This is a genomic window from Arthrobacter sp. 05L417 (genome assembly GCF_056397865.1).
This window is the reverse complement of sequence record NZ_JBFTOG010000001.1, coordinates 17,412-31,379: the sequence shown is the minus strand read 5'-3', so window position 1 is coordinate 31,379 and position 13,968 is coordinate 17,412. Positions and strand designations below refer to the sequence as shown.

At 62.4% G+C, this 13,968-nt stretch carries 8 protein-coding genes and 1 pseudogene; 6 read left to right on the top strand and 3 right to left on the bottom strand.

Annotated elements, in window-relative coordinates; genetic code table 11:
* Positions 1–116 precede the first annotated feature (116 nt).
* Positions 117–2,861 carry a preprotein translocase subunit SecA gene (secA, locus tag AC1DJW_RS00120; RefSeq protein ID WP_284751316.1) on the top strand — a complete coding sequence of 915 codons (2,745 nt, stop codon included), beginning with the start codon at positions 117–119 and terminating at the stop codon, positions 2,859–2,861.
* Between the two features lie 150 nt (positions 2,862–3,011).
* Here the strand turns inward: secA and AC1DJW_RS00115 are convergent, their stop codons facing one another.
* Together AC1DJW_RS00115 and AC1DJW_RS00110 are read right to left on the bottom strand one after the other, a co-directional pair.
* Positions 3,012–3,524, bottom strand: coding sequence for an Rv3235 family protein (locus tag AC1DJW_RS00115; protein ID WP_390279206.1), 513 nt, complete (start codon positions 3,522–3,524; stop codon positions 3,012–3,014).
* Between the two features lie 82 nt (positions 3,525–3,606).
* Entirely contained in the window at positions 3,607–4,392 is a 786-nt protein-coding gene (locus tag AC1DJW_RS00110; RefSeq protein WP_284751314.1) for a LysM peptidoglycan-binding domain-containing protein, read from the bottom strand.
* Between the two features lie 144 nt (positions 4,393–4,536).
* Between AC1DJW_RS00110 and AC1DJW_RS00105 the strand changes: the two genes are divergently transcribed.
* Positions 4,537–5,109 carry a hypothetical protein gene (locus AC1DJW_RS00105; RefSeq protein ID WP_390279204.1) on the top strand — a complete coding sequence of 191 codons (573 nt, stop codon included), beginning with the start codon at positions 4,537–4,539 and terminating at the stop codon, positions 5,107–5,109.
* Positions 5,110–5,153: 44 nt separating this feature from the next.
* On the opposite strand, the gene AC1DJW_RS00100 is transcribed toward AC1DJW_RS00105, so the two are convergent.
* Entirely contained in the window at positions 5,154–5,369 is a 216-nt protein-coding gene (locus AC1DJW_RS00100) for a helix-turn-helix domain-containing protein (protein WP_059387549.1), read from the bottom strand.
* A 151-nt stretch (positions 5,370–5,520) separates the two neighbouring features.
* Here AC1DJW_RS00100 and AC1DJW_RS00095 point away from each other — a divergent pair, with 151 nt between their 5' ends.
* From AC1DJW_RS00095 to AC1DJW_RS00080, 4 genes and pseudogenes are all read left to right on the top strand, one after another.
* The gene (locus tag AC1DJW_RS00095; RefSeq protein WP_390279202.1) at positions 5,521–6,165 is read left to right on the top strand and encodes an SAF domain-containing protein; all 645 of its coding nucleotides are present in this window, start codon (positions 5,521–5,523) and stop codon (positions 6,163–6,165) included.
* Positions 6,162–7,476: pseudogene (locus AC1DJW_RS00090) on the top strand (CpaE/TadZ family protein). The gene AC1DJW_RS00095 and the pseudogene AC1DJW_RS00090 overlap by 4 nt, the downstream one beginning before the upstream one ends.
* Positions 7,477–7,533: 57 nt before the next feature.
* The gene (locus tag AC1DJW_RS00085; protein WP_476900470.1) at positions 7,534–12,390 is read left to right on the top strand and encodes an NAD-glutamate dehydrogenase; all 4,857 of its coding nucleotides are present in this window, start codon (positions 7,534–7,536) and stop codon (positions 12,388–12,390) included.
* 30 nt (positions 12,391–12,420) lie between these two features.
* The gene (locus AC1DJW_RS00080) at positions 12,421–13,890 is read left to right on the top strand and encodes a sensor histidine kinase (protein ID WP_284751309.1); all 1,470 of its coding nucleotides are present in this window, start codon (positions 12,421–12,423) and stop codon (positions 13,888–13,890) included.
* The last annotated feature ends 78 nt before the right edge of the window (positions 13,891–13,968 follow it).

The window sequence follows — 13,968 nt, the reverse complement described above, 5'->3', positions numbered from 1 at the left end:
GCGGCCTATGGGCGCGCTGCGCTCCGCTCTCAGGGAAACGGGGCCGCGCGGCGTTGGTCTCTCCCGTAGACTGAAACCGCCAGAATTCGGCAGCTTGAGACTGGGAGCAACTTTACGTGGCATCACTTATCGAAAAACTTCTCCGCACGGGTGACAAAAAAACCCTGAGGCAACTGCGGACCTATGCCGATTCCATCAACGCCCTCGAAGACTCCTTCAAGACCTTCTCCGACGCCGAATTGCGCGAGGAGACGGACAGGCTGCGCGCCCGTCATGAGGACGGCGAGAAGCTGGACGATCTCTTGCCGGAGGCTTTCGCGGCTGTGCGGGAAGCTTCCTCCCGCACCCTGGGAATGCGCCACTTCGATGTCCAGCTCATGGGCGGGGCCGCTCTCCACCTCGGCAATATCGCCGAGATGAAGACCGGTGAAGGAAAGACCCTCGTGGCCACTGCTCCGGCCTTCCTCAATGCGCTCACCGGCAAGGGCGTGCACGTCGTGACAGTCAACGACTACCTCGCCGAATACCAGTCCGAGCTCATGGGCCGTGTCTACCGATTCCTTGGCCTCAGCAGCGGGTGCATCCTGTCCAACCAGGATCCCGAAGTGCGCCGCCAAATGTACGCGGCAGACATCACTTACGGCACCAACAACGAATTCGGCTTCGACTACTTGCGCGACAACATGGCGTGGGACAAATCCGAGCTTGTGCAGCGCGGCCACCACTTCGCGATTGTCGACGAAGTGGACTCCATCCTCATCGACGAGGCCCGTACCCCGCTCATTATCTCCGGTCCGGCCCAGGGTGACACCAACCGCTGGTACAGCGAATTCGCCAAGGTCGTGCAGCGTCTCCAGCCTGAAATCGACTACGAGGTCGATGAAAAGAAGCGCACCGTCGGTGTTCTCGAAGCCGGCATCGAGAAGGTCGAGGACTACCTCGGCATCCAGAACCTCTACGAATCCGCCAACACCCCGCTCATCGGCTTCTTGAACAATGCCATCAAAGCCAAAGAGCTCTTCAAACGGGACAAGGACTACGTCATCCTGGACGGCGAAGTCCTCATTGTTGACGAACACACTGGCCGTATCCTTGCCGGACGGCGTTATAACGAAGGCATGCACCAGGCGATCGAGGCCAAGGAAAACGTCGAGATCAAGGCCGAGAACCAGACTCTCGCCACCGTGACCCTGCAGAACTACTTCCGCATGTACTCCAAGCTCTCGGGCATGACCGGCACGGCTGAAACCGAAGCCGCTGAGTTCATGAGCACGTACAAGCTTGGCGTGGTGCCCATTCCCACCAACCGGGACATGCAGCGCATCGACCAGTCGGACCTCGTGTACAAGAACGAAATCGTGAAGTTCGAAGCCGTCGTGAAGGACATCGCGGAACGGCACGAAAAAGGCCAACCCGTGCTCGTCGGTACCACCAGCGTGGAGAAGAGCGAATACCTTGCCAAGCTGTTGGCCAAGGAAGGCATCCGGCACGAGGTCCTGAATGCGAAGAACCACGCGCGCGAGGCGGCCATTGTCGCCCAGGCCGGACGCAAGGGTGCTGTCACGGTCGCTACCAACATGGCCGGCCGTGGTACTGACATCATGCTGGGCGGAAACGCCGAGTTCACGGCCATCGCCGAGTTGGCAAAGCGGGGCCTGGATCCTGAAGAAAACTCCGAGGAGTACGAGGCCGAGTGGCCGGAAGCCCTCGAAGCAGCCAAGCAGGCAGTCAAGGACGAGCATGAGGAAGTGCTTGAACTGGGCGGGCTGTATGTACTGGGCACGGAACGCCACGAATCCCGTCGAATCGACAATCAGCTCCGTGGCCGCTCCGGGCGCCAGGGTGACCCGGGCGAGTCCCGCTTCTACCTCTCGCTGACCGATGACCTCATGAGGCTCTTCAACTCCGGTGCCGCCGAGCGCCTCATGAACAGCTCCGTGCCGGACGACGTTGCCCTCGAATCCAAGCTCGTGTCCCGTGCGATCGCTTCGGCCCAGGGCCAGGTTGAAGGGCGGAATGCCGAGCAGCGCAAGAATGTCCTTAAGTACGACGACGTCCTGAACCGCCAGCGTGAAGCCATCTATGGCGACCGTCGCAGGATCCTGGAAGGCGACGACCTGCACGAGAAGGTCCAGTTCTTCCTGGAAGACACCATCAACGCCCTGATCGATGCCGCGACGGCGGAGGGAACCGGAGATGACTGGGACTTCCACCAACTGTGGACCAACCTCAAGACGCTGTACCCGGTAACTGTGTCGTCCCAGGACATCATTGACGAAGCCGGTGGCAAGGCCCGCGTGTCCGTTGAATTCCTCAAGAACGAGATCCTTTCGGACGCGCAGCTCGTTTACAAGGAGCGGGAAGAAGTCATTGGCGCCGAGAACATGCGCGAGCTTGAGCGCCGGGTTGTCCTCTCGGTCCTTGGCCGCAAATGGCAGGAACACCTCTATGAGATGGACTACCTCAAAGAGGGCATTGGCCTGCGCGCCATGGCCCAAAGGGATCCCCTGGTCGAGTACCAGCGCGAAGGATTCACGATGTTCCAGAGCATGATGGAGGCCATCCGCGAGGAGAGCGTTGGCTTCCTCTACAACCTGGAAGTGGAAGTAACGCCCGCCGAAGACGTGGTGGTAGTGGACGGCAGCCCGGAAGGCGGTCACGTGGAACACCACGATCCGCAGATTCGCGCGGCCGGCCTCGAAGCCCCGGAGAAGCCTGTTCAGCTCCAGTACACGGCACCCGGTGAAGACGGTGCGAGCCAGACCCGTGTTGAGGGGCGGGCCTCGGGACGCTCAGGCAACCCCGCCAAGGCCGCCGCCGATGACAAGCAGCGCGGATCCAACAAGAAGAAGCGCCGCTGACACCGTGGTTGCCTGACGCATATAGCTGAGGGACCCTCGCAACTGCCATACGTATCCAACAAGCGGATGCTTGCCGTGAAAACGGAGAAGGACCAGAACACCCCGTTCTGGTCCTTCTCCGTTGTGCTGCCATTTCAGATGAACCCGCCGTCAGCCGATTTCCAGGGCGGTGACCCTCCACGTGCCATTGCTCCCTTCAAGCCTCATGGCTACGGCGCGGGATCGGAGTTCTTCCGAGACAACCAAGCTGGCCTCGTACACTCCGTCCTTCACCGCGCAGACATGCACGGAGCGGACCATCGGACTTCGGTGAAGTCTGGACTGCCCGCCCTGGGTGCTGGCAGCGTGGGCTCGCGTCAGTGCGGCCCGGTGTTGCAGTGCGCTGAGGCATCCGGGATCCAACGTGCGTGAGAGTTGTTGCACCGGCCGGGTCCCGGCAAGGACCTCCATCGCGGCTTGCGCGATACTGCGGGCCAGCGCGCGGATTTCACCGTCGAGGCTAAGGAGCCGAGCCGCTTTGCTGGCAGAGGAAGGCCCCTTGTCGGACGGACCTCCCGCCCGGGCTTTGGCCCGCGGCGAAACCACGATTGAACGCGAGGCAATGGGTGGAGGAGGCGTCCGGACTGCATTGGGCACAGTGCGGATGGCTGGTGATGCACTCATGGACTTCCTCGGCTACGAGTCGATGGCGGATGGCGGATGGCGGATGGCGGTGGTTCGGGGCTCGTGGGGTCCGGCTGCTGGGCTACCTGGGCGGTGGTTGCAGGATCTGACCTGGGACAAGGAGACCCGGGTCGTCTCCGATGACATGTCGGTTTGCGGCATACCACTTCGGCCAGCGAAGGGCAATGTCGACGTCACTGGCCATCGGGCCCAGCTGCCGGGCGGCAATTGACCACAGTGAATCTCCCCGCCTCACCACCACTTCGCCTTGATTTGGCGAGGCAGACTGTTCCGCGGCCCGCTGTGGCCTGGTTCCCAGAAGCCTTGGCTCGGCAGCAGGCGCGCGCGGTTGCCAATAGGGGTCGATCTCCGATGAGCCGGACTCAAGCGAGGGCACGACTGGGCGATTCGGAGAAGGATTGGAGCCGGGTGTCCATTGGGCCGAGATTCCGCTGGACGGTGTTGAGCCGTTTGCCGGGCCCCACGCTCGTTCAAGCTGTGCCGATGACGCATTCGCCAGGGGAATTCCCGCGAGATTCAGGCCCAGAATTGCAACAGCAAGCCTGCGCATGAAGGCTGGGCTGAGTTTGGCGGTGGCGCTCGCGCAGCGGTCCTTGCCGGCTTGCTGGAGGAGCGCGGCGGCTATTGCCAGAAGGAACGTGCCGATCCACCAGACCCCGATCCCCAGACCGGCGGCAGTTGCGACAAGTCCCAGGAGGTCTTCGAACGTGGGTGCCTGGAGTCGGCGTGCCGCGGAGTGCCATCGGTCAATCAAGATCAATCCGGTGGCGGCGAGCAAAAGAGCGAGCGCCAGGATGGTCATCGCCATTGCGACGTCGTGCCGAACGGGTCTGCTGGCCTGTTCCATGGGTTCCCCCTACCCAGTTGATGCTGTTTGATGCAGTTTGATGATGTTTGACTTATTTTGGTCTCAAAATGATGGATTTGTCTAGGAGTTGGTTGTCGATGAAGAAAGATTGACCATCGAGGGGTGCCCGCTTACGCTGACGCAATGCGTTGGGATGCTCTGTTTGAAGACATGGAGGCACAACTGACCTCTGAACGATTGCTGGGACTTGAATCCGAAATTTCAGAGCGGGCACGGGTGGAGATGGCCGGAATCGAGGTCTCAGACAGGCTGCGTGGAGCAATCGGCCAGAAGATTGATGTGAAGCTCCGGTCCGGGACGCAGGTGTCCGGGACGCTTAGTCATGTCGGAAGCGAATCGTTGGTCCTTGACGATGGTCGCCACCAGTGGTTGGTGCCTGTAACGGCCGCATTGGCGTATCAGGGCCTGGGCCGGCAGGTTCGGGCAGGCCGATCTAAGGCGTCACAGCGGCTTGGCTTGGCCAGCGCATTGCGAATGCTGGCCCGCGACAGGGCGGAACTGGTGGTTCATCTGCTTGAGTTGGCGCGTGATGAGCAGACGATGCGGGGCGTCATTGATCGCGTGGGCAAGGACCACTTTGATCTCGCCGTCATGCTGCCGGGCGAAGTCCGCCGGTCCGGCAACGTCGTGTCTGTGGCGACAGTTCCATTCCAGTCGCTTGCCGCGCTGCGTTCATTGCGGGGCCAGGACTTCTAGCCCGGCCAGCCTCCCCGCCGCCGTCCTGGGGCCCTGGACGGAGATCAGGAGGACTTGGATTTGGCCTCTTGGATTATCCTGCTGGCCTCGGCGTAGCGTTCCTCGATGTACTGCTCCAGCATCTTCTCTTCGACGCGCCACTGGCCCCTGCCACCCACTTGGATGGCCTTGAGTTCTCCGCTGCGCACCAAGGCGTATGCCTGCGGAGAGTTGATCTGAAGCTGTTCGGCGACATCAGCCAGGGTGAGGAATCGGGGCATGCATCCATTTTGCCACTGTTCGACCCACTTGCCGGGGTTATCCACAGTTGACGTAATTTGAGGCTTTTGGCTTTCGAAAGGGACCAACATGCGGTCAGAATAGGGGCCACTGGAGGTCGTCGCCGACTAACTATGCAATGGGGGAAGCAGGATGGGTGTAACTACCGCGGCCGCTGCAGCGCGGCTCAGGAAACCGTCATGGAGGGATCCGCGACTTTTGGTGGGGGTTCTCCTGGTCTTGGCATCACTGGCTGGAGTCATCGCCCTCGTTGGAAGCGCGGACCGTACCATCCAGGTGTATGCGGCGCGCGAGTCGATTGCCGTGGGCCAGAGAGTCAGCAAGGACGATCTTGCGATAGTCAAAGTCCGGCTCGACGACGTTGAGTCCAGTTACGTGACTCTCGCGGATGGCCTGCCCGAAGGAAAAGTTGCCGTTCAAAGAATTGCCAAGAACCAACTCGTTCCGCAGGAGAGTCTGGGGGCCGCGGACTCCCTGAACCGCAAACCTGTGGCGATCGCGATCCAGGAGTCACTGCCTTCCCAAGCGGTGGCAGGATCCCGCGTTGACGTTTGGGTAGCCCTCCCCGATGCGCGCAACGGTTTCGGCACGCCACAGTTGCTGTTGCCCGGTGCGGAGATCGCCCAGATCACGGAAGGCGCCTCCACGCTCGGGGCGTCCAAGGAGAAAGTGGTTCTGGTCCTAGTGACCGATGAGCACATGCCGAAACTTCTTGGAGCGCAGGCGAACAAAGCGAAGATAGCTGTGGTTTGGAATCCGGGCGGTGCCGGCACATGAGCATCCCCGTTGTCACAGTCGGGCAGTCCCGGGAGGACTTGGTGGGGGGGACTAGAGCGGCTCCATGGGCCGGTCACGGTAGTGCGCCGGTGCGGCGAACTCGCGGAACTTCTGGCTGTTTGCCAAAGCGGTCTCGCGCGTGCCGCGGTCATAGCCGAAGGCGCTGAGGAACTGACGGCATCGTTGGTCGACCGGCTGGCGGCTGTCGGAGTGTCCATCGTTGCCCTGAGCGACGACGCAGGGGAGGAGAGCCGCCTGCGGAGCATCGGCGTCGTGACAGCGTCGCTGGATGTTGATTCGGCAACTCTGGCTTCCAGGATCTCCGATGCCGTAGGCCAGCTGCCCGGACAAGGAAGGCGACGCGCGGAGCCTCGGGATTCCGAGTTTGCCGACACCGCCGCAGAACTCCGTCCCACCGAAGCGGCGGAAGAACCGGAACGGGCACCGGCAGGTGCTGGCCGGATCATCGCGGTCTGGGGGCCCACCGGGGCGCCGGGCAGGACTCTTGTGGCTGTCAACATTGCTGCAGAGCTGGCGGCTGAAGGCAAGTCAGTGATCCTTCTCGATGCAGACAGCTACGGGGCCAGTGTCGCGGCATCGCTGGGCTTACTGGACGAATCCGCCGGACTGGCACAGTCTTGTCGACTGGCGGATCAAGGATTGCTGGACGCCGAATCGCTCAAGCGGATCGCCGCGCCTGTCTTCGCCAAAGCTACTAGTTTCCGGGTTCTTACCGGCATTACGCGCGCGGACCGGTGGACGGAGCTCCGGGCTGGCGCGCTCTCCTCCGTACTTGAACTCGCCAAGGAGATCGCGGACGTCGTCGTGGTCGACGCAGGTTTCTGCCTTGAAGCCGACGAGGAACTCAGCTTCGACACCATGGCCCCTCGACGCAATGCCGCAACACTACGCAGTATCGAACTGGCGGACACCGTTTACGCCGTGGGCGCGGCCGACGCCGTCGGGGTTCCGCGACTCGTGCGTGGGCTCGCGGAACTTGAACGGGCAGTCCCGCACGCGGCTCCACGGGTGGTCCTGAACAAAGTTCGGGCAGCATCCGCGGGCCGGTCGCCCGAGCGTGAGCTCCGCGAAGCATGGGAACGGTACGGCCCCGGCCATGGCATCGAGGTATTCCTTCCATCCGATCCGGAAGCCTGCGACGCGGCGTTGTTGTCCGGTGCCGTGCTCTTCGAATCTGCCCCCGAATCTGCCTTGCGGCTAGCAATCGCAAAAATGGTCTGTGCACCTGTCCAGCAAAATGGCAAATCCTCTGTCGCATATTCCAGAGCAAGGCAACGCCTAAAGCGTTAGGCTCGCCATGTGGGCTGCAAGGACGCAGCAATCGAGATGTGATGGAGGCGTTTGTCGATGTCGTCAGGATCCAGCGTGGAGGATCGTTCTAAACCTGCAGTAGTCCGGGAAGGGTTCTTCGGAGACTACTACGAGCATCTCGCAGAGGAGGACGCCCGCGGATACGCTGCCGAGCAATTGACCTCCAGGGCAGCGGCCCACCGGGAAGCGGGACAGAGCCGAAAGCCGGGCACCGCCAAGGTCAAGATTGCCAACGAGGGTGATCGCAGCATTCTGTACATCGTCACAGATGACATGCCGTTCCTGGTGGACTCGGTGAACGCCGAACTCGTCCGCCAGAACTGCGCTATCCGGCTTGTCATGCACCCACTCTTCGTGGTTTCGCGTGACCACCTCACGGGCGACCTGTCCGACATTGCCCGGGTGCCGTCGAACATTGGCATCTCAAGCGGTGACACCGCGGCAATGCCGAATATCGCCCATCTGATCGCCCAAGGCGACAACGTCTCCCACATGGAGTCGTGGATCGCCGTCGAGGTTGACAGGGTGGCCGACGACTTCCAGAAGGAACTCGTGGACGGAATCCACCGCGTCCTGAACGACGTCCGCGCCGCCGTCGAAGACTGGCCCAAGATGCGCACGAAGGCGCTTGAGCTGGCATCATCCCTGGACAAGGTGGCCCACCCGGAAGACATCGCGGAGCTCAGGCAAGCGCAGGACCTTCTGCGTTGGTTGGACAACGGCAACTTCACGTTCCTCGGCTACAGGGAATACGACCTCATCACCGAGAACGGTGAAGACGTCCTTGAGTTGCGCGAAGAGAGCGGCTTGGGACTCCTGAGGGCAGGGGACCACCCGCACCAAATCCAGCACCTCACCGACGCCGGACGCAGGAAGGCGCGCGAGAAGCGTGCCTTGGTCATCACCAAAGCCAACTCGCGGTCCACCGTGCACCGTCCCGCATACCTGGACTACATCGGTGTCAAGAGCTTCGATGTTGCAGGCAACGTCAACGGTGAGCGCCGCTTCATCGGCCTCTTCGCCACGAGCGCGTACACCGGTTCCGTAAGGAACATCCCCATCGTTCGGGAAAAGGTCGACGCCGTGCTCCGCTCAGCCGGTTTCCCGCAGGACTCCCATTCCGGCAAGGACCTCGTCGGTATTCTCGAGACCTACCCGCGTGATGAACTCTTCCAGATCGAGACCGAGGATCTGGCCGCAACGGCTTTGGGTATCCAGCGTCTGCAGGAGCGGCGCCGCACCAAGCTCTTCCTGCGCCCGGATATCTACGGACGGTTCATGTCGGCACTGGTCTACCTGCCCCGTGACCGCTACACCACCAACGTCCGGCAGCGGATTGAGCAGGAGCTCCGCGAGACTTTCGAAGCCGAGAGCATCGACTACGAGGCCCGGATCACGGAGTCCGCACTCTCGAGGGTGTTCTTCCGTATCCGGCTGCCGCGGGAGGCTGAGCTTCGCGACGTCGACGCCGGTGAACTCGAAAAGCGGCTTGTCCGGGCTTCTCGGTCCTGGGCTGAAGGAATTGCCGAGGTGCTCCGCGAGAACACCAGCGGTTTGGATGCCGAGCGGCTGTCCGCCCTGTGGGCTGATGCGTTCCCCGCCGGCTACCGGGTCGACTACGAAGTCGAAGACGCACTCAAGGACATTGGCCGTTTCGAGAAGTATGCCGCCACAACCGACCGCGACGCCGTCGCTGTCCAGGCGGTCCCCGGAGTGCATGTCTATTTGCCCAGCGGCGCCGGCGAACTCCTCGAAGAGGATGCGCGCGTCAAGCTCTACCTCTTGGAACCCAAGAGCCTGAGCCAGATCCTGCCGTACTTCCACAATCTTGGCCTCGAGGTTCTCGACGAGCGACCATTCGAGATTGAGACTGCCGACCACCGCGACTTCTTCCTCTACGACCTTGGCCTGAAGTACCCCGCCGGTGTCGATCCCGTGGCCACGGGCCAGCTCTTGGCGGACTCCTTCAGTGCCGCAGTGACGGGTGCGGTGGAATCCGACAGTTTCGACCGGCTCGTACTCCGGGAAGGTATCCACTGGCGGCAGGTTGTCATGCTTCGCGCCTATGCGAAGTACATGCGCCAGATGGGGAACACCAACTCCTTCGAGTTCATTGCGGATACCCTTCTTGCGAACCCGGAGGTTGCACGCGGCCTGATTGACCTGTTCGGGGCCCGCTTTGATCCTTCTTCGCCTGACGCCGCGCGTCCGGCCCGCCAAGAGAGCGCCCGCGCCACATTGGCCGAAGCAATTGACCAGGTGGCTACGCTCGACGCCGACCGGGTCCTGCGGACGTTCGTCAACCTCATTGAGTCGACGCTGCGCACGAACTACTTCCAGGGCAAGTCGTACGTCAGCTTCAAGCTCGATCCCACCGCGATCGACGGCCTGCCGTTCCCGAGGCCCAAGTACGAGATCTGGGTTTACTCGCCCCGCGTTGAAGGCGTTCACTTGCGCTTCGGCAAGGTAGCCCGTGGCGGCTTGCGCTGGTCCGACCGCCGTGAAGACTTCCGGACCGAGATCCTCGGGCTGGTCAAAGCACAGACGGTCAAGAACGCCGTGATTGTGCCGACCGGCGCCAAGGGCGGATTCTTCGCGAAGCAACTTCCGGATCCGGCACTTGACCGCGCCGCGTGGATGGCGGAAGGCATCGAAAGCTACAAGACCTTCATCCGCGGCCTCCTCGACCTCACCGACAACCTGGTGACCACAGCGGACGGCGAGAAGATCGTGCCGCCGTCGGACGTCGTCCGTCAGGATGACGACGATTCGTACCTGGTGGTGGCCGCGGACAAGGGCACGGCAACCTTCTCGGACACTGCCAACGGCCTGGCCGCCGAGTATGGCTTCTGGCTGGGGGACGCATTCGCTTCCGGTGGTTCCATCGGATACGACCACAAGGCCATGGCCATTACGGCCCGAGGTGCATGGGAGTCGGTCAAGCGACACTTCAGCGAGCTGGACCTTGACACCCAGACTGAGGAATTCACCGTGGTTGGCGTCGGCGACATGTCCGGCGACGTGTTCGGCAACGGGATGCTGCTCTCCAAGCACATCCGCCTGCTGGCCGCCTTCGACCACCGCCACATTTTCCTCGACCCGACGCCGGATGCGGCTTCGTCCTTCGCCGAACGGCGGCGTCTCTTCGAGCTGCCCCGTTCTTCCTGGGATGACTACGACCGCTCGCTCATCAGCGCAGGTGGCGGGGTCTTCCCCCGCCAGGCCAAGGTCATCCCGATCTCGCCGGAGGTCGGCAGGTCCCTCGGCCTGCCGGACGGAACGGTCCAGCTGAGTCCTCCGGAACTTCTGCGTGCAATACTCCTGGCTCCGGCCGATCTCCTGTACAACGGCGGGATCGGAACGTACGTCAAGGCCAGCACCGAGTCCCACGCCGAGGTGGGGGACAAGGCAAACGACGTCATCCGCGTCAACGGGCGCGAGCTTCGGGTCAAGGTTGTCGGCGAAGGCGGCAACCTCGGAATGACGCAGCGCGGACGCATCGAGGCCGCATTGCAAGGCGTCATCCTCAATACCGATGCGATCGACAACTCTGCCGGCGTGGATTGTTCCGACCATGAGGTCAACATCAAGATCTTCGTGGACCGGATGGTTGCCGCCGGGAAGCTGGACGTTTCCGAGCGCACATCGTTCCTCGCCGACATGACCGACGAGGTCGGGCGCCTTGTGCTCGAAGACAACATCGATCAAAACATCCTGTTGCTCAACGACCGCACACGCGTCGCCGAATGGAGCCCGAGCTACGAGCGCCTCATGGACTGGTTGGAGAAGTCCGCCGACCTCAAGCGGGACCTTGAAGCGCTACCGACCACCGACACTCTTCGTGAGCGGCTGGAACAGGGCCAGGGCCTGACGTCCCCGGAACTGTCTGTCCTCGCCGCATATGCCAAGATCGAATTGGGCTCGGCCTTGCGCGAAAGCGATCTGGCGGATGATCCCTGGTTCCGTAAGACGATTCGCTCCTACTTCCCGAAGCAGCTCCGCGAACGTTTCGACGCCGAACTGGACACCCATCCCTTGCGTCGTGAAATCGTCGCGACCGTGGTGGCCAACGACATGATCAACCTGGGCGGCATCACCTTCGCCTTCCGCACCATGGAGGAGACTTCGGCTACCGAGGTCGCCGTCGCGAAGGCGTTCGTGGCCCTTCGAGAGATCTACGAACTCGACTCGATGGTGCGGGAGCTCAATGCCTTGCCTGCTTCGTTCCCCACGGAACACTGGAGCACCGTCCACCTCGACATCCGAAGGCTCCTGGACCGCGCCGTTCGCTGGTTGCTCAGCCAAGGTAACGCGTCGAAGCCGATCTCGGAGATCGTCGCCGAATTCAAGCCGATGATGGACCCGATGCGGGCCAGGGTACTCGACTACCTACGCGGCAGCGACAAAGAGCGCGTCACCGCTTGGCTTGAAAAGGCGCGTGCGTGGGGCCTGCCGGATGAGCTTGCCCATCGCTGGGCCGAGCTCTTCGAGAGCTTCGTGCTCCTGGACATCGCCAAGATCGCGCAAAGCCGGGAAGCCCGTGTGGAAGAAGTCAGCCACGTCTACTACACGGTGTTCGACCGCTTCCACGTCGATTCATTGCTGGAGCGAATCACAGCACTGCCGCGCGATGACAGGTGGCAAGCTCTTGCCCGTGCAGCCCTGCGCGACGACCTCTACTCGACCGTGGCGGACATGACGACGTCAGTGCTCGAATCTACCGACGACGCCGGACTGGACGCCGAGGCTCGTTTGCGGGCTTGGGAGGATCTCAACGCCGAGCAGTTGGGACGCGCGAAGAGCATGTTTGACGAGGTCAACGCGTTGGAGGCCGACGACATGGCCTCTCTGTCGGTAGCATTGAGGCTCTTGAGGTCAATCGTTCGACGCTAGGGACAAGCCCCGGCGTTATATGGAGGTGCAGTGGCAATCTTTACAGACCCCATCAGGGAGCACGCTGATTTCGGGCCTGGAGATGCCGAATGGCTGCACCTCCTGGTCGGCGACTGGCAGATGGTCGCCGACCTGGCGTTCGCGGACTTGGCCCTATGGTTTCCGCACCCTGAATTCGGTTACATCGCGCTTGCCCACGTCAGGCCGTCGACGAGCCACACCGTGTTTCATGCGGACTTCGTCGGGGAAGGCATCCGCTCGGATCTGCGACCGATAGTCGACAAGGCGTGGTCCAGCCGCTCCATCGAACGATCCAGCGAAACAAGCTGGAGCAGCGAGATGGCCTTGCGGGTAGAAGCGGTGCCCATGGTCAGGAACGGACGGACCCTTGCGGTCGTCACATCCCATATGGACCTTTCCAGTTCACGGATGCCTTCACGCCTGGAACTCACGTACAGGCAATGCGCCTACGATCTGCTCCGCATGGGAACGCTGGGACTGTGGCCGGACTTCGCTTCGCCGACGGGTTCCCGCCGCGGCGCTCCCCGCGTGGGTGACGGCCTCATCAGGCTCGACGCCGACGGCATCGTGCAGTATGCGAGTCCGAACGGCGTCTCCGCGTTCCGCCGCCTCGGCGAGGTGGAAACCTTGGAAGGGCGGTCCCTCGCGGAAGTAACCGCAGGACTCCTCAAGGACCGGCGGATGGTGGACGAGACGTTGCCGCTGGTCGTGACCGGTCGGATGCCGTGGAGAAGCGAAATCGAGTCCCGCGGAGTCAGCTTGTCACTGCGCGCGATTCCGTTGCGCGATGAAAAGCATCGCTTCGGTGCCTTGGTTTTGTGCCGCGACGTCTCCGAGCTGCGACGCCGCGAGCTCGAGCTGGTGACGAAGGACGCGACGATTCGTGAAATCCACCACCGTGTCAAGAACAACCTGCAGACAGTGGCTGCTTTGCTGCGCATGCAGTCGCGGCGGATGGTCAGCGATGAGGCGAAGCAGGGCCTGGAGCAGGCAATGCGGCGAGTGGCGACGATTGCGCTGGTGCACGAGACGCTTTCGCAGGGGCTCACTCAGAGCGTTGATTTCGACGAACTCATCGGACGTCAGTTCCGGCTTTCGGCGGAAGTAGCGTCCCCTTCGCAGCACGTCCGGACCGAGCGCGCCGGCCTGTTCGGGGAATTGCCGAGCGACTTCGCCACGCCTCTTGCGTTGGTTATCAATGAGCTCGTGACAAATGCCGTGGAGCACGGTCTTGAAGGACGGGCCGGAACAGTATGGCTGATGGCCGATCGTTCCACGGGGGAGCGCGGCGATGAACTCCTGACGGTGACGATTGCCGATGATGGGGTCGGTCTGCCCGAGGGGTCCTACACGGAGGGCCTCGGCCTTCAGATTGTGCGGACACTTGTCACGAGCGAGTTGGGTGGCAGCATCCAGTGGATGCCGCGCGACGGCGGTGGCACCGCCGTCGAGATCGTCCTGAACCTGGTGCGAAGCTGATGCCGGCCGCTCGCGACGCGCTCTGTCGGTAGACGCGACAGACATACGAAGATGGCCCGGACCTTTCGGTCCGGGCCA

What these genes read in the sequence shown, in the direction of transcription:
- AC1DJW_RS00115 (WP_390279206.1), bottom strand. Translation starts at nt 3,524, where the DNA reads ATGAGTGCATCACCAGCCATCCGCACTGTGCCCAATGCAGTCCGGACG.
- AC1DJW_RS00110 (WP_284751314.1), bottom strand. Translation starts at nt 4,392, where the DNA reads ATGGAACAGGCCAGCAGACCCGTTCGGCACGACGTCGCAATGGCGATG.
- AC1DJW_RS00105 (WP_390279204.1), top strand. Translation starts at nt 4,537, where the DNA reads ATGCGTTGGGATGCTCTGTTTGAAGACATGGAGGCACAACTGACCTCT.
- AC1DJW_RS00100 (WP_059387549.1), bottom strand. Translation starts at nt 5,369, where the DNA reads ATGCCCCGATTCCTCACCCTGGCTGATGTCGCCGAACAGCTTCAGATC.
- AC1DJW_RS00095 (WP_390279202.1), top strand. Translation starts at nt 5,521, where the DNA reads ATGGGTGTAACTACCGCGGCCGCTGCAGCGCGGCTCAGGAAACCGTCA.
- AC1DJW_RS00085 (WP_476900470.1), top strand. Translation starts at nt 7,534, where the DNA reads ATGTCGTCAGGATCCAGCGTGGAGGATCGTTCTAAACCTGCAGTAGTC.